Below are 18472 nucleotides of genomic sequence, written 5' to 3' on the forward strand. Positions count from 1 at the left end.
CGATTTCCATTAGCCACGCCCGCCCACGCGGGCCAACGAAGAACTTTGAACAATGGCCACTATCCACGTAGACGGCAAAGCGCTCGAAGTCAACGGTGCGGACAACCTGTTACAGGCCTGTCTGTCGCTCGGCCTCGACATTCCCTATTTCTGCTGGCACCCGGCGCTCGGTAGCGTCGGCGCCTGCCGGCAGTGCGCGGTCAAGCAGTACACCGACGAGAACGACACCCGTGGTCGTATCGTCATGTCCTGCATGACCCCTGCCTCCGACGGCACCTGGATTTCCATCGACGATGAAGAGTCCAAGGCGTTTCGCGCCAGCGTCGTCGAATGGCTGATGACCAACCACCCGCACGACTGCCCGGTGTGCGAGGAAGGCGGTCACTGCCACCTGCAGGACATGACGGTAATGACCGGCCACAACGAGCGCCGCTACCGTTTCACCAAGCGTACCCACCAGAACCAGGACCTCGGCCCGTTCATCGCCCATGAGATGAACCGCTGCATCGCCTGCTACCGCTGCGTGCGCTACTACAAGGACTACGCCGGCGGCACCGATCTGGGCGTGTATGGCGCCCACGACAACGTGTATTTCGGTCGCGTCGAAGACGGCGTGCTGGAAAGCGAGTTCTCCGGCAACCTCACCGAGGTCTGCCCGACCGGTGTGTTCACCGACAAGACCCACTCCGAGCGCTACAACCGCAAGTGGGACATGCAGTTCGCCCCGAGCATCTGCCATGGCTGCTCCAGCGGCTGCAACATCAGCCCCGGTGAGCGCTACGGCGAACTGCGCCGCATCGAGAACCGCTTCAACGGCTCGGTGAACCAGTACTTCCTGTGCGACCGTGGCCGCTTCGGCTATGGCTACGTCAACCGCAAGGACCGTCCACGCCAGCCGTTCCTCGCCGATGGCAGCAAGCTGAGCCTGGACGCCGCCCTGGACAAGGCCGCCGACCTGCTGCGCGGCCGCACCATCGTCGGCATCGGCTCGCCACGCGCCAGCCTCGAGAGCAACTACGGCCTGCGTGAGCTGGTCGGCGCCGAGTACTTCTACTCGGGCATGGAAGCTGGCGAACTGGCCCGCGTGCGCCTGGCGCTGAACGTGCTGAACGACAGCCCGCTGCCGGTCCCGACCCTGCGCGACATCGAAGACCACGACGCCGTGTTCGTGCTCGGCGAAGACCTGACCCAGACCGCCGCCCGCCTCGCCCTGGCCGTGCGCCAGGCCACCAAGGGCAAGGCCGAGGCCATGGCCGACGCCATGCGCGTACAGCCTTGGCTGGACGCCGCGGTGAAGAACATCGGCCAGCACGCGCTGTACCCGCTGTTCATCGCATCCTTGGCTGAAACCAAGCTGGACGACGTCGCCGAAGAGTGTGTACACGCCGCTCCCGCTGACCTGGCCCGTATCGGTTTCGCCGTGGCCCACGCCATCGACCCGAGCGCGCCTGCCGTCGCCGGACTGGACGAGGAAGCCAAGGCCCTGGCCCAGCGCATCGCAGACGCCCTGGTCGCCGCCAACCGCCCGCTGGTAGTCGCCGGCACTTCCCTGGCAGACCCTGCGCTGATCGAAGCCGCCGCCAACATCGCCAAGGCCCTCAAGCTGCGCGAGAAAAACGGTTCGCTGAGCCTGGTCGTGCCTGAGGCCAACAGCCTCGGCATGGCGATGATGGGCGGCGAGTCCGTCGACGCCGCCCTGGACGCGGTCATCAGCGGCAAGGCCGACGCCATCGTCGTGCTGGAGAACGACCTGTACGCCCGCGTACCGGCCGCCAAGGTCGACGCCGCCCTGGCAGCCGCCAAGGTAGTGATCGTTGCCGACCACTCCAAGACCCCGACCCTCGACCGCGCCCACCTGGTGCTGCCGGCCGCCTCCTTCGCCGAAGGCGACGGCACCCTGGTCAGCCAGGAAGGCCGTGCCCAGCGCTTCTTCCAGGTGTTCGACCCGCAGTACCTGGACAGCAGCATCCAGATCCACGAAGGCTGGCGCTGGATGCACGCCCTGCGTGCCACCCTGCTGAACAAGCCGGTGGACTGGACCCAGCTGGACCACGTCACCAGCGCCTGCGCCGAAGCCGCCCCGCAACTGGCCGGCATCGTCAACGCCGCACCAAGCGCCGCGTTCCGCATCAAGGGCATGAAGCTGGCCCGTGAGCCGCTGCGCTACTCGGGCCGCACCGCCATGCGCGCCAACATCAGCGTGCACGAGCCGCGTACCCCGCAGGACAAGGACACCGCGTTCGCCTTCTCCATGGAAGGCTATTCGGGCTCGGCCGAGCCGCGCCAGCAAGTGCCGTTCGCCTGGTCGCCGGGCTGGAACTCGCCGCAGGCCTGGAACAAGTTCCAGGACGAAGTGGGTGGGCACCTGCGTGCCGGTGACCCGGGCGTGCGCCTGATCGAGTCGCAGGGCGACCGCCTGAACTGGTTCACCGCCATTCCGGGCGCGTTCAACCCGGCCCGCGGTACCTGGACCGCCGTACCGTTCTTCCACCTGTTCGGCAGCGAAGAGTCCTCCTCGCGCGCCGCCCCGGTGCAGGAGCGCATCCCGGCCGCCTACGTCGCCCTGGCCAAGTCCGAAGCCGACCGCCTGGGCGTCAACGACGGCGCGCTGCTGAGCCTGAACGTGGCCGGCGTGTCGCTGCGTCTGCCGCTACGTATCAATGAAGAACTGGGCGCTGGCCTGGTTGCGTTGCCCAAAGGCCTGGCCGGCATTCCGCCCGCCATCTTCGGTGCAGCCGTCGAAGGCCTGCAGGAGGCAGCACAATGAGCTGGTTCACCCCCGAAGTGATCGACGTGATCATTCAGGTCGTCAAGGCCATCGTGGTGCTGCTGGCCGTGGTGGTCTGCGGCGCACTGCTCAGCTTCGTCGAGCGTCGCCTGCTGGGCTGGTGGCAGGACCGCTACGGTCCGAACCGTGTCGGCCCGTTCGGCATGTTCCAGATCGCCGCCGACATGCTGAAGATGTTCTTCAAGGAAGACTGGAACCCGCCCTTCGTCGACAAGATGATCTTCACCCTGGCGCCGGTCGTGGCCATGAGCGCCCTGCTGATCGGCTTCTCGATCATCCCGATCACCCCGGGTTGGGGCGTGGCCGACCTGAACATCGGCCTGCTGTTCTTCTTCGCCATGGCCGGCCTGTCGGTCTACGCCGTGCTGTTCGCCGGCTGGTCGTCGAACAACAAGTACGCCCTGCTCGGCAGCCTGCGGGCTTCGGCGCAGACCGTGTCGTACGAGGTGTTCCTGGGCCTGGCGTTGATGGGCGTGGTGGTGCAGGTGGGCTCGTTCAACATGCGCGATATCGTTGATTATCAGGCCCAGAACCTGTGGTTCATCATTCCGCAGTTCTTCGGCTTCTGCACCTTCTTCATCGCTGGCGTCGCCGTGACTCACCGTCACCCGTTCGACCAGCCGGAAGCGGAACAGGAACTGGCCGACGGCTACCACATCGAATATGCCGGCATGAAATGGGGCATGTTCTTCGTGGGTGAGTACATCGGCATCATCCTGATCTCGGCGCTGCTGGTCACCCTGTTCTTCGGTGGCTGGCACGGTCCGTTCGGCATCCTGCCGCAGGTACCGTTCCTGTGGTTCGCCCTGAAGACCGCGTTCTTCATCATGCTGTTCATCCTGCTGCGCGCCTCGATCCCGCGCCCACGCTATGACCAGGTGATGGACTTCAGCTGGAAGTTCTGCCTGCCGCTGACCCTGATCAATTTGCTGGTGACCGCTGCGATCGTGCTCTACAACACGCCAGCCGTCGCGGCCCAGTGAGGATTTGACCCATGTTCAAGTATATCGGCGACATCGTTAAGGGCACCGGCACACAGCTGCGCAGCCTGGCCATGGTGTTCTCCCACGGGTTCCGCAAGCGCGACACCCTGCAGTACCCCGAAGAACCCGTGTACCTGCCGCCGCGCTACCGCGGCCGCATCGTCCTCACCCGCGACCCCGACGGCGAGGAGCGCTGCGTGGCGTGCAACCTCTGCGCGGTGGCCTGCCCGGTCGGCTGTATCTCGCTGCAGAAGGCCGAGACAGAGGACGGCCGTTGGTACCCCGAGTTCTTCCGCATCAACTTCTCGCGCTGCATCTTCTGCGGCCTGTGCGAAGAGGCATGCCCGACCACCGCGATCCAGCTGACTCCGGATTTCGAAATGGCCGAGTTCAAGCGTCAGGACCTGGTGTACGAGAAAGAAGATCTGCTGATCTCCGGCCCCGGCAAGAACCCTGACTACAACTTCTACCGTGTTGCGGGCATGGCGATCGCTGGCAAGCCGAAAGGCTCCGCGCAGAACGAAGCCGAGCCGATCAACGTGAAGAGCTTGCTCCCATAAGGACAGAAAGATGGAATTCGCTTTCTACTTCGCATCCGGTGTCGCCGTCGTCTCCACGCTGCGCGTGGTGACCGGCACCAACCCGGTGCACGCCCTGCTCTACCTGATCATTTCGCTGATCTCCGTGGCGATGATCTTCTTCTCCCTCGGTGCGCCGTTCGCCGGCGCCCTGGAAGTGATCGCCTACGCCGGCGCCATCATGGTGCTGTTCGTGTTCGTGGTGATGATGCTCAACCTCGGGCCGGCCTCGGTCGCCCAGGAGCGCGGCTGGCTCAAGCCCGGGATCTGGGCCGGGCCGGTGATCCTCGCCGCCCTGCTGCTGCTGGAGCTGCTGTACGTGCTGTTCGTCACCCCGTCGGGCGCCGCCATCAGCGGTACCACCGTCAGCGCCAAGGAAGTCGGCATCAGCCTGTTCGGACCGTACCTGCTGGTGGTCGAACTGGCCTCGATGCTGCTGCTCGCGGCAGCCGTCACCGCCTTCCACCTGGGCCGCAACGAGGCGAAGGAGTAAATCATGGGTGCTATCCCTCTCGAGCATGGTCTGGCGGTCGCCGGCATCCTGTTCTGCTTAGGTCTGGTTGGCCTGATGGTCCGCCGCAACATCCTCTTCGTGCTCATGAGCCTGGAAGTCATGATGAACGCCTCCGCCCTGGCGTTCATCGTCGCCGGTGCCCGTTGGGTCCAGCCCGACGGCCAGGTGATGTTCATTCTGGTGATCAGCCTGGCAGCCGCCGAGGCCAGCATTGGCCTGGCGATCCTGCTGCAGCTGTATCGCCGCTTCCACACTCTCGACATCGATGCTGCCAGTGAGATGCGCGGATGAACCTTATCTTCCTGACGTTCGTATTCCCCCTGATCGGCTTCCTGCTGCTGTCGTTCTCGCGCGGCCGCTGGTCCGAGAACCTGTCGGCGCTGGTCGGCGTCGGCTCGGTCGGCCTGTCGGCGGCCACCGCCGCCTACGTGATCTGGCAGTTCAACGTCGCCCCGCCTGAAGGCGGCGCGTACAGCCAGCTGCTGTGGCAGTGGATGTCGGTGGACGGATTCGCGCCGAACTTCACCCTGTATGTGGATGGCCTGTCGGTCACCATGCTGGGCGTGGTCACCGGCGTGGGCTTCCTGATCCACCTGTTCGCTTCCTGGTACATGCGTGGCGAAGCCGGCTACTCGCGCTTCTTCTCGTACACCAACCTGTTCATCGCCAGCATGCTGTTCCTGGTGCTGGGCGACAACCTGCTGTTCATCTACTTCGGCTGGGAAGGCGTGGGCCTGTGCTCGTACCTGTTGATCGGTTTCTACTACAGCAACCGCAACAACGGTAACGCGGCGCTCAAGGCGTTCATCGTCACCCGCATCGGCGACGTGTTCATGGCCATCGGCCTGTTCATCCTGTTCGTCCAGCTGGGTACCCTGAACGTGCAGGAACTGCTGGTGCTGGCACCGCAGAAGTTCCAGGCTGGTGACACCTGGATGGTCCTGGCGACCCTGATGCTGCTGGGTGGCGCGGTCGGTAAATCGGCCCAGCTGCCGCTGCAGACCTGGCTGGCCGACGCGATGGCCGGCCCGACCCCGGTTTCGGCACTGATCCACGCGGCGACCATGGTGACTGCGGGCGTGTACCTGATCGCCCGTACCAACGGCCTGTTCCTGCTGGCGCCGGACGTCCTGCACCTGGTCGGCGTCGTGGGTGGCGTGACCCTGGTCCTGGCCGGCTTCGCCGCCCTGGTACAGACCGATATCAAGCGTATCCTCGCCTACTCGACCATGAGCCAGATCGGCTACATGTTCCTGGCCCTGGGCGTCGGCGCCTGGGACGCGGCGATCTTCCACCTGATGACCCACGCCTTCTTCAAGGCCCTGCTGTTCCTTGCCTCCGGTGCGGTGATCGTCGCCTGCCACCACGAGCAGAACATCTTCAAGATGGGCGGCCTGTGGAAGAAGCTGCCGCTGGCCTACGCCAGCTTCGTGGTTGGTGGCGCCGCCCTGGCTGCCCTGCCGATCCTGACCGTGGGCTTCTACTCCAAGGACGAGATCCTCTGGGAAGCCTTCGCCAGCGGCAACACCGGCCTGCTGTACGCCGGCCTGGTGGGCGCGTTCATGACCTCGCTGTACACCTTCCGCCTGATCTTCATCGCCTTCCACGGCGAAGCCAAGACCGAAGCCCACGCCGGCCACGGCATCAGCCACTGGCTGCCGCTGGGCGTGCTGATCGTGCTGTCGACCTTCATCGGCGCCTGGATCCACCCGCCGCTGGCAGGCGTGCTGCCTGAAAGCGCAGGCCACGCCGGTGGCGAAGCCAAGCACTCGCTGGAGATCGCCTCGGGTGCCATCGCCATCGCCGGTATCCTGCTCTCGGCCCTGCTGTTCCTGGGCAAGCGCCGCTTCGTCACCGCAGTTGCCAACAGCGGTATCGGTCGCGTCCTGTCGGCCTGGTGGTTCGCCGCCTGGGGCTTCGACTGGATCTACGACAAGCTCTTCGTCAAACCTTACCTGCTGATCAGCCACATCCTGCGCAAGGACCCGGTTGACCGCAGCATCGGCCTCATTCCTCGCCTGGCTCGCGGCGGTCATGTCGCCATGAGCAAGACCGAGACCGGCCAGCTGCGCTGGTACACCGCCTCGATCGCCGTGGGTGCCGTGCTGGTGCTCGGTGCCGTGGTAGTGGCCGCGGTATGACTATGAATCTTGCGACTTTGCCAAAGGAAACCAACCCGTCATGATTTTGCCTTGGCTGATCCTGATCCCCTTCATCGGCGGCTTCCTGTGCTGGCTGGGTGAGCGCTTCGGCGCCACCCTGCCGCGCTGGATCGCGCTGCTGACCATGTCCCTGCTGCTTGGCATCGGCCTGTGGCTGTGGGCGAACGGCAACTACACCCTGGCTCCCGCCCCTGGCGCGGAGCCCGCCTGGGCCCTCGAATACAAGGTCGAGTGGATCAAGCGCTTCGGCATCAGCATCCACCTGGCCCTCGACGGCCTGTCGCTGCTGATGATCCTGCTCACCGGCCTGCTCGGCGTGCTGTCGGTGCTGTGCTCGTGGAAAGAGATCCAGCGCCACGTCGGCTTCTTCCACCTCAACCTGATGTGGATCCTTGGCGGCGTGGTCGGCGTGTTCCTGGCCCTGGACCTGTTCCTGTTCTTCTTCTTCTGGGAAATGATGCTGGTGCCGATGTACTTCCTCATCGCGCTCTGGGGTCACAGCTCCTCCGACGGCAAGAAGACCCGCATCTACGCGGCGACCAAGTTCTTCATCTTCACCCAGGCCAGCGGCCTGATCATGCTGGTGGCGATCCTCGGCCTGGTGCTGGTCAACTACAACAGCACTGGCGTGATCACCTTCAACTACAGCGACCTGCTCAAGGCCGAACTGCCGGCCGGCGTCGAGTACCTCCTGATGCTGGGCTTCTTCATCGCCTTCGCGGTGAAGCTGCCGGTGGTGCCGTTCCACTCCTGGCTGCCTGACGCTCACGCCCAGGCGCCGACCGCAGGTTCCGTGGACCTGGCGGGCATCCTGCTGAAGACCGCGGCCTACGGCCTGCTGCGCTTCGCCCTGCCGCTGTTCCCGAACGCCTCGGCCGAGTTCGCGCCGATCGCCATGACCCTGGGCCTGATCGGCATCTTCTACGGTGCCTTCCTGGCCTTCGCCCAGACCGACATCAAGCGCCTGGTGGCGTTCTCCAGCGTCTCGCACATGGGCTTCGTGCTGATCGGCATCTACTCCGGCAGCCAGCAGGCCCTGCAGGGCGCGGTGATCCAGATGCTGGCCCACGGCCTGTCGGCCGCCGCGCTGTTCATCCTGGCCGGCCAGCTGTACGAGCGCCTGCACACCCGCGACATGCGCGAGATGGGTGGCCTGTGGCACCGCATCGCTTATCTTCCGGCCATCAGCCTGTTCTTCGCCGCCGCATCGCTGGGCCTGCCGGGCACCGGCAACTTCGTCGGCGAGTTCCTGATCCTGATCGGCAGCTTCGCCCACGTCCCATGGATCACCGTGATCGCCACCACCGGCCTGGTCTTCGGCTCGGTGTACTCGCTGATCATGATCCACCGCGCCTACTTCGGTCCGGCCAAGGCCGACACCGTGCTGGCCGGCATGGACGGTCGCGAGCTGATCATGGTGCTGGGCCTGGCGGGCCTGCTGATCCTGCTGGGCGTGTATCCGCAGCCGTTCCTGGACACCTCTGCCGCCACCATGAGCGGTGTGCAGCAGTGGCTCGGTTCCGCTTTCACTCAACTCGCTTCGGCCCGGTAAGAGCGCTATGGAATTCACCACTCAACACTTCATCGCATTGGCGCCGATGCTGATCACCACCATCACCACGGTGGTGGTGATGCTGGCGATCGCCTGGAAGCGCAACCACTCGCAGACCTTCCTGCTGTCCACCGTGGGCCTGAACCTGGCCCTGCTGTCGATCCTGCCGGCGCTCAAGGTCGCGCCGCTGGCAGTCACCTCGCTGGTGACCATCGACAAGTTCGCCTGCCTGTACATGGCGATCATCCTGGTGGCGACGCTGGCCTGCGTCACCCTCGCCCACGCCTACCTGGGCGAAGGCTCCAAGGGCTTCCCGGGCAACCGTGAAGAGCTGTACCTGCTGCTGCTGATGTCGGCACTGGGTGGCCTGGTGCTGGTCAGTGCCAACCACCTGGCCGGCCTGTTCATTGGCCTTGAGCTGCTGTCGGTGCCGGTCTATGGCCTGGTGGCGTACGCCTTCTTCAACAAGCGCTCGCTGGAAGCCGGTATCAAGTACATGGTGCTGTCGGCCGCCGGCTCCGCCTTCCTGCTGTTCGGCATGGCGCTGCTGTACGCTGACGCAGGCAGCCTGACCTTCGACCAGTTGGGCAAGGCCCTGGCCGCCACCAGCATGCCGAGCCTGCTGGCGCAGCTGGGCCTGGGCATGATGCTGGTCGGCCTGGCCTTCAAGCTGTCGCTGGTGCCGTTCCACCTGTGGACCCCGGACGTGTACGAAGGCGCCCCGGCGCCGGTCGCCGCGTTCCTGGCCACCGCCAGCAAGGTCGCGGTGTTCGCCGTGGTCGTACGCCTGTTCATGCTCTCCCCCGCCGCCAGCAGCGGCGTGCTGAGCACCGTGCTGGCGGTGATCGCGGTTGCCTCGATCATCATCGGCAACCTGCTGGCGCTGACCCAGAGCAACCTCAAGCGTCTGCTTGGTTACTCGTCCATCGCCCACTTCGGCTACCTGGTCATCGCCCTGGTCGCCAGCAAGGGCCTGGCCCTGGAAGCCATGGGCGTGTACCTGGTCACCTACGTGATCACCAGCCTGGGCGCCTTCGGCGTGATCACCCTGATGTCCTCGCCGTATGCCGGCCGTGACGCCGACGCCCTGTACGAGTACCGCGGCCTGTTCTGGCGCCGTCCGTACCTGACCGCGGTACTGACCGTGATGATGCTGTCGCTGGCCGGTATCCCGCTGACCGCGGGCTTCATCGGCAAGTTCTACATCATCGCCACCGGCGTCGAGTCGCACCTGTGGTGGCTGGTCGGCGCCCTGGTGATCGGCAGCGCCATCGGCGTGTACTACTACCTGCGCGTCATGGTCACCCTGTACCTGGTCGAGCCGAACCTGCGTCGCCACGACGCTCCGCTGAAGTGGGAACAGCGCACCGGCGGCGTGATGCTGCTGGCCATCGCCATCCTCGCCTTCGTGCTCGGTGTGTACCCGCAGCCGCTGCTGGAGATGGTGCAGCAGGCGGGTCTGCAACTGATCGGCTGATCGGCTGACTGCGTCACAAGACACCCCGCCTCGGCGGGGTGTTCTTTTTTGGGGCCGCTTTGCGGCCCCATGGCCATTACAGATCGACCACTGTGCTTCGTCTGCCCTTTGCAGCGTCAGACTCCCGCACTCGATCTGGAACCCCGTCCCCATGCGCCCCACCCTCCCCTACTCCCTGCTGGCCCTGTTCGTCGCCGGCACCGCCCAGGCCGCAGGCCGCGTCGAACTCGACCAGGTGCTGATCCAGGACCGGCAGCAATCCGAGCTGGAAGCCGCCGCCGACCAGCTGCGCGAGATACCCGGCGCCAGCAACCTGGTAGACATGGACAAGGTGGGCCAGGGCCGGGTGGCCAGCAACCAGGACGTGCTGGCCTATCAGCCGGGGGTGTTCGCCCAGTCGGCGGGCAACGATGGCATCAAGCTGTCGATCCGTGGCTCGGGCATCAACCGCGCGCCGGGCGCCCACGGCTCGGGCGTGTACACGATGTTCGACGGCCTGCCGCTGACCGGCCCGGGCGGCACGCCCTATGAACTGTTCGAACCGCTGTGGCTGAGCCGCGCCGAGGTGCTGCGCGGCGCCAATGGCTTCGACCAGGGCTCGCTGGCCCTGGGTGGCGCGATCAACTACGTGACCCACACCGGCCACGATGCCGCGCCCTTGCAGGTGCGCTACGAAGTCGGCAGCCGTGGCTACCAGCGCCGGCACATCAGTTCCGGGCAGGTGCTGGGCAACCTCGACTACTACGTGGCCCTGACCGATGCCGAGTACGACGGCTACCAGGACCACAGCAGCGGCAGCGCCAAGGGCATCGCCGCCAACGTCGGCTACCGCTTCAACTCGAACCTGGAGACGCGCTTCTACCTGCGCTACCGGGAAACCGAAAACGACCTGGCCGGGCGCCTGACCAAGGAGCAGATCAAGCACCATCCCCGTGCCGCCAACCCGGCGTACCTGGCCCGTGACGACAGCCGCCCACAACCGGGCAGCACCTGGGTGGGCAACAAGACCACCTTCTTCCTGGATGACGATTCGCGCCTGGAGGCCGGGCTGGTCTATCACGACTATCCCATGGACCTGCGCGAAGGCCCGATGCGCCTCAAGGTCGCCTACAGCGATGTCAGCGGCACGCTGAACTACCTGCGTCGCGACACCCTGTTCGGCCATGAGAGCAAGACCACCCTCGGCTGGCGTACCACCAAGCACCTACCCAACAGCGGCGCCTCCCAGTTCGTCCGCAGCGGCGGTGACAATTTCGGTGCTCGCACCCGCGATTTCAGCTACCAGGGATCGGACACCGTGCTGCATGCAGGCAACGACCTGGAGCTGATTCCGAACCTGTGGCTGACCACGGGGCTGGCGATGATCTATACCCGCCGCGAAAGCGACGTCACCTACCCAACCAGTGGCGGCAAGGTCAGCCAGCATGACTGGGACTACGCCCCACGCCTGGGCCTGCGTTACGACATCCGCCCTGACCTGCAGCTCTACGGCAACCTCAGCCGCTCGGTGGAGCCGCCGCACCCGTGGTCTCTGGTCTGGAGTGCGCCAGTCGCCAACCAGCCCATGAAGATGCAGAACCAGACCGCCACCACCCTCGAGCTGGGTGCCCGCGGCGAATCGGCACTGGGGCATTGGGACCTGGCCTGGTACTACGCCCAGGTACGCCACGAACTGTTAAACGTGGAAGTCGTGCAAGGCTTGCCGTTCAAGGAGTTCAACGCCAGCCCCACCGTGCACCAGGGCATCGAGGCCGGCCTGGACAGCCTGCTCTGGGAGCAACCGGGCACCGGCAAGCTCAGCCTGCGCCAGGCCTACACCTTCAGCGACTTCCACTACCGCGACGACGACACGTTCGGCGACAACCGCCTGCCCGGCATCCCCATGCACTACTACCAGGCCGAACTGCGCTATGACTGGCCGAGCGGCTTCCATGCCGGGGTTAACACGCAGATGGCCTCCAAGGTGCAGGTGGACTACGCCAACAGCTACCACGCCGACGCCTACGCCCTGCTCGGCGCGCGCCTGGGCTGGGATTCGCCGAAACGGGACTGGCAGACCTGGCTCGACCTGCGCAACCTGACCAACAAGCGTTACGCGGCGACGGTGACACCGGGGTACAACGATGCCGGGCAAGACATCGCCCGCTCGACGCCGGGTGAAGGGTTCGGGGTGTATGCGGGGGTTTCGTACAGTTTCCGGTGACCCCGGGGGCGCCTTGCGCCCCATTCAAGACGGCAACTGCACCTGCGGCTTGGTCGAGGCAAAGATCGCCCAGCTGGAAATGAACAACGCCGCGATCAACGGCCCGATCACGAAGCCATTGAGCCCGAACACCGCCAGCCCGCCCAGGGTCGACACCAGCACCAGGTAATCCGGCATCCGCGTATCCTTGCCCACCAGGATCGGCCGCAGCAGGTTGTCCACCAGGCCGATCACCAGCACGCCGAACGCGGTCAGCACGATCCCCTGCCAGATCGCCCCAGTCAGCAGGAAGTACAGCGCCACCGGCCCCCAGACAATCCCTGCGCCCACCGCCGGGAGCAACGACAGGAACGCCATCAGCACCGCCCACACCAGCACGCTGGGAATGCCCAGCACCCAGAAGATCAGCCCGCCCAGCGCCCCCTGGGTGATCGCCACCAGCAGGTTGCCCTTGACCGTGGCCCGCACCACGCGCTTGAACTTCAACTGCAGGCGGCGCTTCTGCTGCTCGGGCAGCGGCACCGCCTGGCGCACCTTGCGCGCCACCTCCGCGCCCTCGCGCAGGAAGAAGAACAGCAGGTACAGCATGATGCCGAAGCTCACCAGGAACTCGAAGGTGCCCTGGCCGAAGCTGAACGCCTGCCCGGCGAGGAACTGGCTGCCCTGGGTCGCCCACTTGGTGATCTTGTCGCGCAGGCCATCGAGGTTGCCCATGCCCATGCGGTCGAGGAAATGCTGGGCGTAGGCCGGCAGCATGTCCTTGCCGCGCTCGATATAGCCGGCGATATCCAACTGGCCGCTTTCGATGCGCTGGTACAGCGTCGCGCCCTCCTGCACCAGCAGGGCGCCGATGACGATCACCGGCAATACAGCGATCAGCAGGCAGGTGACCAGGGCCGTCGCCGTGGCCAGGTTGCGCCGCCCACCAAAGCGCAGCAACAGCTGGCGCTGCAGAGGCGCGAAAAGAATACCGAGGATCACCGCCCAGAAGATCGCGCCGGAATACGGCAGCAGGATCCAGATGAAGGCGATGGTCACCAGTGCCAGCAGCACGGTCAGGGCTTTGTTCTGCAATAAGGTTTCGTTCATGGGCATTCCTCGAGGACTCAACAATTTAGTGCCCCGCGCGCCGGCAAAAGTGCCGTTGATCCAGATCAATACCTGCACATCGCCGCCGTCTTAGCATCCGCGCCTTTTGCCCCTGGTGCGCACCATGACCCCTCTCGCCAAGCCCGAACTGCTCGCCCCCGCCGGCACCCTCAAGACCATGCGCTACGCCTTCGCCTACGGCGCCGACGCGGTCTACGCCGGCCAGCCGCGCTACAGCCTGCGGGTGCGCAACAACGAATTCGACCACGCCAACCTGGCCCTCGGCATCCAGGAGGCCCAGGCCCAGGGCAAGCGTTTCTACGTGGTGGTCAACATCGCCCCGCACAACGCCAAGCTCAAGACCTTCCTCAAGGACCTGGCGCCGGTGATCGAGATGGGCCCCGATGCGCTGATCATGTCCGACCCGGGGCTGATCATGCTGGTACGCCAGCACTTCCCGCAGATGCCCATCCACCTGTCGGTGCAGGCCAACACGGTGAACTGGGCCAGCGTGCGGTTCTGGCAAGGCCTGGGGCTGACCCGGGTGATCCTGTCGCGGGAGCTGTCACTGGAAGAGATCGAGGAGATCCGCCAGCAGGTGCCAGAGATGGAGCTGGAAGTCTTCGTGCACGGCGCGTTGTGCATGGCCTATTCCGGGCGCTGCCTGCTGTCGGGCTACATGAACAAGCGTGACGCCAACCAGGGCACCTGCACCAATGCCTGCCGCTGGAAATACCAGGCTACCCCGGCCACCGAGAATGCCACCGGCGATATCGTCCGTGAGTGCGAGCCGACCCTGGGCCTCGGCGCGCCGACCGAGCAGGTGTTCCTGCTCCAGGAGTCCAGCCGCCCCGGCGAAGAGATGCCGGCCTTCGAGGACGAGCACGGCACCTACATCATGAACGCCAAGGACCTGCGCGCCATCCAGCACGTCGAGCGCCTGGCCCGGATGGGCGTGCACTCGCTGAAGATCGAGGGCCGCACCAAGTCGCACTTCTACTGTGCCCGCGCCGTGCAGTCCTACCGCCAGGCCATCGACGACGCCGTGGCCGGGCGGCCGTTCGACCGCGGCCTGATGAGCAACCTCGAGTCCCTCGCCCAGCGCGGCTACACCGAAGGTTTTCTGCGCCGCCACGTGCACGACGAGTACCAGAACTACCAGCGCGGCAACTCGGTGTCCGAGCGCCAGCAGTTCGTCGGCGAGCTGACCGGAGTGCGCGTGGACGGCCTGGCCGAAGTGAAGGTGAAGAACCGCTTCGCCGTGGGTGACCACCTGGAGCTGATGACCCCGCGCGGCAACTACCACTTCGACCTGCACCGCCTGTGCGACCGCCAGCACCAGGCCATCGAGGTGGCGCCGGGCGACGGCCATGTGGTGTACCTGCCGATTCCCGAGCAGGTCTCGCTGGAGTTCGGCCTGTTGATGCGCGACCTGGAGAGTGGCGAGGCCGCTGCCTGACAAATCTGTAATCCGCGCCTCAGGTAGCTGACAGGCGCGGGCGGCGAGGATCGTGGCAGTTCCGTAGCGAGAGCACGCCATGCCACCGACTCCAACCCGCCGCACCTTCGTCAAGGGCCTGGGTGCCGCCACCGCCCTGGCCGGCCTCGGCCTCTGGCGCCCGCTGGCCCAGGCCGCCGAAGGCCGCCTGCCGCTGCACGACCTGAGCGGCCAGCAGTTCGACCTGTTCATCGGCCAGACCCCGGTCAACATCACCGGCCGGCCGCGCACCGCGCAAACCATCAACGCCAGCCTGCCCGGCCCGCAGCTGCGCTGGCGCGAGGGCGACACCGTGACCCTGCGCGTGCGCAACCGCCTGGACCAGCCCACCTCGATCCATTGGCACGGCATCATCCTGCCGGCCAACATGGACGGCGTGCCGGGTCTGAGCTTCGCTGGCATCGAACCTGGCGGCGACTACCTCTACCAGTTCACCCTGCGCCAGAGCGGCACCTACTGGTACCACAGCCACTCCGGGTTGCAGGAGCAGGCCGGCGTCTACGGCGCCATCGTCATCGAGCCCCGCGCGCCCGAGCCGCACCAGTACCAGCGCGACCATGTGCTGCTGTTCAGCGACTGGTCGGACCAGGCGCCAGAAGCGCTGATGGCCACCCTGAAGAAACAGTCCGACGCCTTCAACTACCACAAGCGCACGGTCGGCGACTTCGTCGACGATGTCGCGCAAAACGGCTGGGGCAAGGCCATCGACAACCGCTGGACCTGGGCGAAGATGCGCATGAGCCCGACCGACCTGGCCGACATCAGCGCCGCCAGCTACACCTACCTGCTCAACGGCCAGCCCCCGGACGGCAACTTCACCTGCCTGTTCCAGCCCGGCGAGACCGTGCGCCTGCGCCTGATCAACGCCTCGGCGATGACCTACTTCGACTTCCGCATTCCGGGCCTGAAGCTCACGCTGATCGCCGCCGACGGCCTGCCGGTGACCCCGGTGAGCGTGGACGAACTGCGCATCGCCGTGGCCGAGACCTACGACGTGCTGGTCACCGTGGGCGACCTGCCCGCCTACACGCTGTACGCCCAGAGCATGGACCGCACCGGCTTCGCCCGTGGCACCCTGGCCCGCGAGGCGGGTTTGCAGGCCCCCGTGCCCGAGCCGGACCCGCGCCCGGTGCTGACCATGGACGACATGGGGCACGGCGGCATGGGCGGGATGGACCATTCGAACATGCCAGCGATGGACCACGGCAACATGGCGGGCATGGACCACTCGAACATGGCCGGTATGGCCATGATGCAAGGCCACCCCGCCAGCGAGACCGACAACCCGCTGGTGGACATGCAGACCATGGCCCCGCGGCCCAACCTGGCCGATCCCGGCATTGGCCTGCGCGGCAACGGCCGCCGAGTGCTGACCTACGCCGACCTGCGTAGCCCCTACCCCGATCCGGACGGGCGCGAACCGTCGCGGGACATCGAGCTGCACCTGACTGGCCACATGGAACGCTTCGCCTGGTCGTTCGACGGCATCAAGTTCAGCGATGCCGAGCCGCTGCGCCTGAAATACGGCGAGCGGGTGCGCATCATCCTGGTCAACGACACCATGATGACCCACCCCATCCACCTGCACGGCATGTGGAGCGACCTGGAGGATGAACAAGGGCGCTTCCTGGTGCGCAAGCACACAATCGACATGCCACCCGGAAGCCGGCGCAGCTACCGCGTCAGCGCCGATGCCCTGGGCCGCTGGGCCTACCACTGCCACCTGCTCTACCACATGGAGACCGGCATGTTCCGCGAGGTACGGGTCGATGAATGAGAACCGCAACCGCCACATCGTCACCGGTGTCGCGCTTATGGCCTTGCTGGCCAGTGAACGGGCCCTGGCCGCGGGCATGGACCACATGAACCATGGCACCATGCCGATGGACCACGGCCAAATGAACCATGACAGCATGCCCATGGACCACAGCCAGATGAACCACGCGGCGATGCCCCCCAGCCAACCGCGCACACCGCTTCCGGTGATCACCGACGCCGACCGCCGTGCCGCTTTCCCGCCGCTTCCGGGGCATCAGGTGCACGACCAGGCGACCAACTGGGCGGTGATCGTCGACCAGCTGGAATACCAGAACTTCGAAAGCAGCGGCGCCCTGAACTGGAACGCCACTGCCTGGGTTGGCGGCGATATCGACCGTCTATGGCTGCGCACCGAGGGTGAGCGGGAACAAGGCAAGACCCACAAGGCCGAGCTGCAGGCCCTCTGGGGCCATGCCATCAGCCCCTGGTGGGAACTGGTCGGCGGCGTGCGCCAGGACTTCAAGCCCGCCAGCGGCCAGGGCTGGGCCGCCTTCGGCATCCAGGGCACGCCGCTCTACGGCCTGGAGCTGGAGGCCACCGCCTACGCCGGCGAGCGACAGCAGACCGCGCTGCGCCTGGAAGCCGGTTACGCTATGCTGCTGACCAATCGCTGGATCCTCGAACCGACCGTCGAAGCCAACTTCTTCGGCCGCAACGATGCCGGGCGCGAGCAAGGCTCGGGGCTGGCCGAAAGCGAACTGGGCCTGCGCCTGCGCTACGAAATCACCCGCGCGTTCGCGCCCTATGTCGGCGTCAGCTTCAATCGTCTGCACGGCAACCGCGCCGACCTGGCCCGGGAGGATGGCGAGGACGTCGGCCAGACCCGGCTGGTGGCCGGGGTTCGCCTGCGTTTCTGATACACGCGCGCTCTGCGTGGGAGCGGCGACCAGGTCAAAGATTCATGCTGTTTCACAGGAGCTCCGCCATGCTGCGCAAACACCTGCTCACCCTCGGCCTGCTGGCCGTCACCGGCCTGGCCCAGGCCGCCGAAACCATCGATGTCTACCGCGACCCCAACTGCGGTTGCTGCAAGGAATGGATCAAGCACCTGAGCGACAACGGTTTCACCGTCAACGACCATGTCGAACCGAACATGAGCGCGGTCAAGCAGCGCCTGGGTGTCGAGCCACGCCTGGCGTCGTGCCACACCGGGGTGATCGACGGCAAGTTCGTCGAAGGCCATGTCCCGGCGGAGCAGGTGCGCCTGCTGACCAAGCGCGACGACCTCAAGGGTATCGCGGTGCCGGGCATGCCGATGGGCTCGCCGGGGATGGAGATGGGTGACCACAAGGACGCCTACCAGGTCATCGGCGTGACCCGGGATGGCCAGGATACCGTGGTCGCCAACTACTGATGCTCAGCCTCGGGGCGCTGTTCCTCAGCGCCTTCGGCGCCGCCACCCTGTTGCCGCTTCAGTCAGAGGCAGTGCTGGTGGGGCTGCTGATTCGCGAACCCACAGCCTGGGTGACCCTGCTGCTGGTGGCGACGCTCGGCAATGTGCTCGGCTCCATCGTCAACTGGCTGTTGGGCCGGGCCATCGAGCACCTGCGTGATCGCCGCTGGTTTCCGTTCAGCACCAGCCAGCTGGAACACGCCCAGCGCCGCTACCAGCGCTGGGGTCAATGGTCGCTGCTGCTGAGCTGGATGCCGGTGATCGGCGACCCGCTGACCTTGATCGCCGGGATCATGCGCGAGCCGTTCTGGCGCTTCGTGCTGCTGGTCACCCTGGCCAAGGGTGGACGCTATATCGTGGTGGCGATGATCACCCTGGGTTGGTTTCACACGGGGTGATCAGGCGGGAATTCGAAGG

Annotated in this window: 15 protein-coding genes; 14 read left to right on the forward strand and 1 reads right to left on the reverse strand. The window is 65.9% G+C overall.

What is annotated here, in order from left to right; genetic code table 11:
* Positions 1-52: 52 nt before the first annotated feature.
* From nuoG to ACVWZ5_RS03245, 9 genes are all read left to right on the forward strand, one after another.
* Entirely contained in the window at positions 53-2767 is a 2715-nt protein-coding gene (gene nuoG / locus ACVWZ5_RS03205) for an NADH-quinone oxidoreductase subunit NuoG (protein WP_062361143.1), read from the forward strand.
* Positions 2764-3771, forward strand: coding sequence for an NADH-quinone oxidoreductase subunit NuoH (gene nuoH, locus ACVWZ5_RS03210; protein ID WP_028692465.1), 1008 nt, complete (start codon positions 2764-2766; stop codon positions 3769-3771). Before nuoG ends, nuoH begins: the two co-directional genes overlap by 4 nt.
* 11 nt (positions 3772-3782) lie before the next feature.
* Entirely contained in the window at positions 3783-4331 is a 549-nt protein-coding gene (nuoI, locus tag ACVWZ5_RS03215; protein WP_003251442.1) for an NADH-quinone oxidoreductase subunit NuoI, read from the forward strand.
* A 10-nt stretch (positions 4332-4341) separates the two neighbouring features.
* Complete coding sequence (nuoJ, locus tag ACVWZ5_RS03220) at positions 4342-4842, forward strand: NADH-quinone oxidoreductase subunit J (RefSeq protein ID WP_023631348.1); 501 nt, start codon at positions 4342-4344, stop codon at positions 4840-4842.
* 3 nt (positions 4843-4845) lie between these two features.
* Positions 4846-5154 (forward strand): NADH-quinone oxidoreductase subunit NuoK, encoded by a 309-nt coding sequence (nuoK, locus tag ACVWZ5_RS03225; protein WP_008096201.1) that lies wholly within the window; start codon positions 4846-4848, stop codon positions 5152-5154.
* Entirely contained in the window at positions 5151-7004 is a 1854-nt protein-coding gene (nuoL, locus tag ACVWZ5_RS03230; protein WP_062573488.1) for an NADH-quinone oxidoreductase subunit L, read from the forward strand. The genes nuoK and nuoL overlap by 4 nt, the downstream gene beginning before the upstream one ends.
* Positions 7005-7044: 40 nt before the next feature.
* A complete protein-coding gene (gene nuoM / locus ACVWZ5_RS03235) occupies positions 7045-8577 on the forward strand; it encodes an NADH-quinone oxidoreductase subunit M (RefSeq protein WP_028692467.1) in 1533 nt (510 codons plus the stop codon).
* A 7-nt stretch (positions 8578-8584) separates the two neighbouring features.
* Entirely contained in the window at positions 8585-10054 is a 1470-nt protein-coding gene (gene nuoN / locus ACVWZ5_RS03240) for an NADH-quinone oxidoreductase subunit NuoN (protein ID WP_038706426.1), read from the forward strand.
* A 151-nt stretch (positions 10055-10205) separates the two neighbouring features.
* Positions 10206-12257 (forward strand): TonB-dependent receptor family protein, encoded by a 2052-nt coding sequence (locus ACVWZ5_RS03245; RefSeq protein WP_062573487.1) that lies wholly within the window; start codon positions 10206-10208, stop codon positions 12255-12257.
* 24 nt (positions 12258-12281) lie between these two features.
* On the opposite strand, the gene ACVWZ5_RS03250 is transcribed toward ACVWZ5_RS03245, so the two are convergent.
* Positions 12282-13346, reverse strand: coding sequence for an AI-2E family transporter (locus ACVWZ5_RS03250; protein WP_028692470.1), 1065 nt, complete (start codon positions 13344-13346; stop codon positions 12282-12284).
* A gap of 124 nt (positions 13347-13470) precedes the next feature.
* On the opposite strand from ACVWZ5_RS03250, the gene trhP reads away from it, so the two are divergent.
* From trhP to ACVWZ5_RS03275, 5 genes are all read left to right on the forward strand, one after another.
* A complete protein-coding gene (trhP, locus tag ACVWZ5_RS03255) occupies positions 13471-14805 on the forward strand; it encodes a prephenate-dependent tRNA uridine(34) hydroxylase TrhP (RefSeq protein ID WP_062573486.1) in 1335 nt (444 codons plus the stop codon).
* Positions 14806-14884: 79 nt separating this feature from the next.
* Positions 14885-16621 (forward strand): copper resistance system multicopper oxidase, encoded by a 1737-nt coding sequence (locus ACVWZ5_RS03260; protein WP_062573485.1) that lies wholly within the window; start codon positions 14885-14887, stop codon positions 16619-16621.
* Positions 16614-17519 (forward strand): copper resistance protein B, encoded by a 906-nt coding sequence (locus tag ACVWZ5_RS03265; protein ID WP_084941353.1) that lies wholly within the window; start codon positions 16614-16616, stop codon positions 17517-17519. Before ACVWZ5_RS03260 ends, ACVWZ5_RS03265 begins: the two co-directional genes overlap by 8 nt.
* A gap of 68 nt (positions 17520-17587) precedes the next feature.
* The gene (locus ACVWZ5_RS03270; RefSeq protein WP_062573483.1) at positions 17588-18016 is read left to right on the forward strand and encodes a DUF411 domain-containing protein; all 429 of its coding nucleotides are present in this window, start codon (positions 17588-17590) and stop codon (positions 18014-18016) included.
* The gene (locus ACVWZ5_RS03275) at positions 18016-18453 is read left to right on the forward strand and encodes a YqaA family protein (RefSeq protein ID WP_062573482.1); all 438 of its coding nucleotides are present in this window, start codon (positions 18016-18018) and stop codon (positions 18451-18453) included. Before ACVWZ5_RS03270 ends, ACVWZ5_RS03275 begins: the two co-directional genes overlap by 1 nt.
* Positions 18454-18472: the final 19 nt, after the last annotated feature.

It is taken from the genome of Pseudomonas sp. TE6283 (assembly GCF_054060555.1).

Coding starts and splice junctions, on each gene's coding strand:
- nuoG (WP_062361143.1), top strand. CDS start 53: ATGGCCACTATCCACGTAGACGGCAAAGCGCTCGAAGTCAACGGTGCG.
- nuoH (WP_028692465.1), top strand. CDS start 2,764: ATGAGCTGGTTCACCCCCGAAGTGATCGACGTGATCATTCAGGTCGTC.
- nuoI (WP_003251442.1), top strand. CDS start 3,783: ATGTTCAAGTATATCGGCGACATCGTTAAGGGCACCGGCACACAGCTG.
- nuoJ (WP_023631348.1), top strand. CDS start 4,342: ATGGAATTCGCTTTCTACTTCGCATCCGGTGTCGCCGTCGTCTCCACG.
- nuoK (WP_008096201.1), top strand. CDS start 4,846: ATGGGTGCTATCCCTCTCGAGCATGGTCTGGCGGTCGCCGGCATCCTG.
- nuoL (WP_062573488.1), top strand. CDS start 5,151: ATGAACCTTATCTTCCTGACGTTCGTATTCCCCCTGATCGGCTTCCTG.
- nuoM (WP_028692467.1), top strand. CDS start 7,045: ATGATTTTGCCTTGGCTGATCCTGATCCCCTTCATCGGCGGCTTCCTG.
- nuoN (WP_038706426.1), top strand. CDS start 8,585: ATGGAATTCACCACTCAACACTTCATCGCATTGGCGCCGATGCTGATC.
- ACVWZ5_RS03245 (WP_062573487.1), top strand. CDS start 10,206: ATGCGCCCCACCCTCCCCTACTCCCTGCTGGCCCTGTTCGTCGCCGGC.
- ACVWZ5_RS03250 (WP_028692470.1), bottom strand. CDS start 13,346: ATGAACGAAACCTTATTGCAGAACAAAGCCCTGACCGTGCTGCTGGCA.
- trhP (WP_062573486.1), top strand. CDS start 13,471: ATGACCCCTCTCGCCAAGCCCGAACTGCTCGCCCCCGCCGGCACCCTC.
- ACVWZ5_RS03260 (WP_062573485.1), top strand. CDS start 14,885: ATGCCACCGACTCCAACCCGCCGCACCTTCGTCAAGGGCCTGGGTGCC.
- ACVWZ5_RS03265 (WP_084941353.1), top strand. CDS start 16,614: ATGAATGAGAACCGCAACCGCCACATCGTCACCGGTGTCGCGCTTATG.
- ACVWZ5_RS03270 (WP_062573483.1), top strand. CDS start 17,588: ATGCTGCGCAAACACCTGCTCACCCTCGGCCTGCTGGCCGTCACCGGC.
- ACVWZ5_RS03275 (WP_062573482.1), top strand. CDS start 18,016: ATGCTCAGCCTCGGGGCGCTGTTCCTCAGCGCCTTCGGCGCCGCCACC.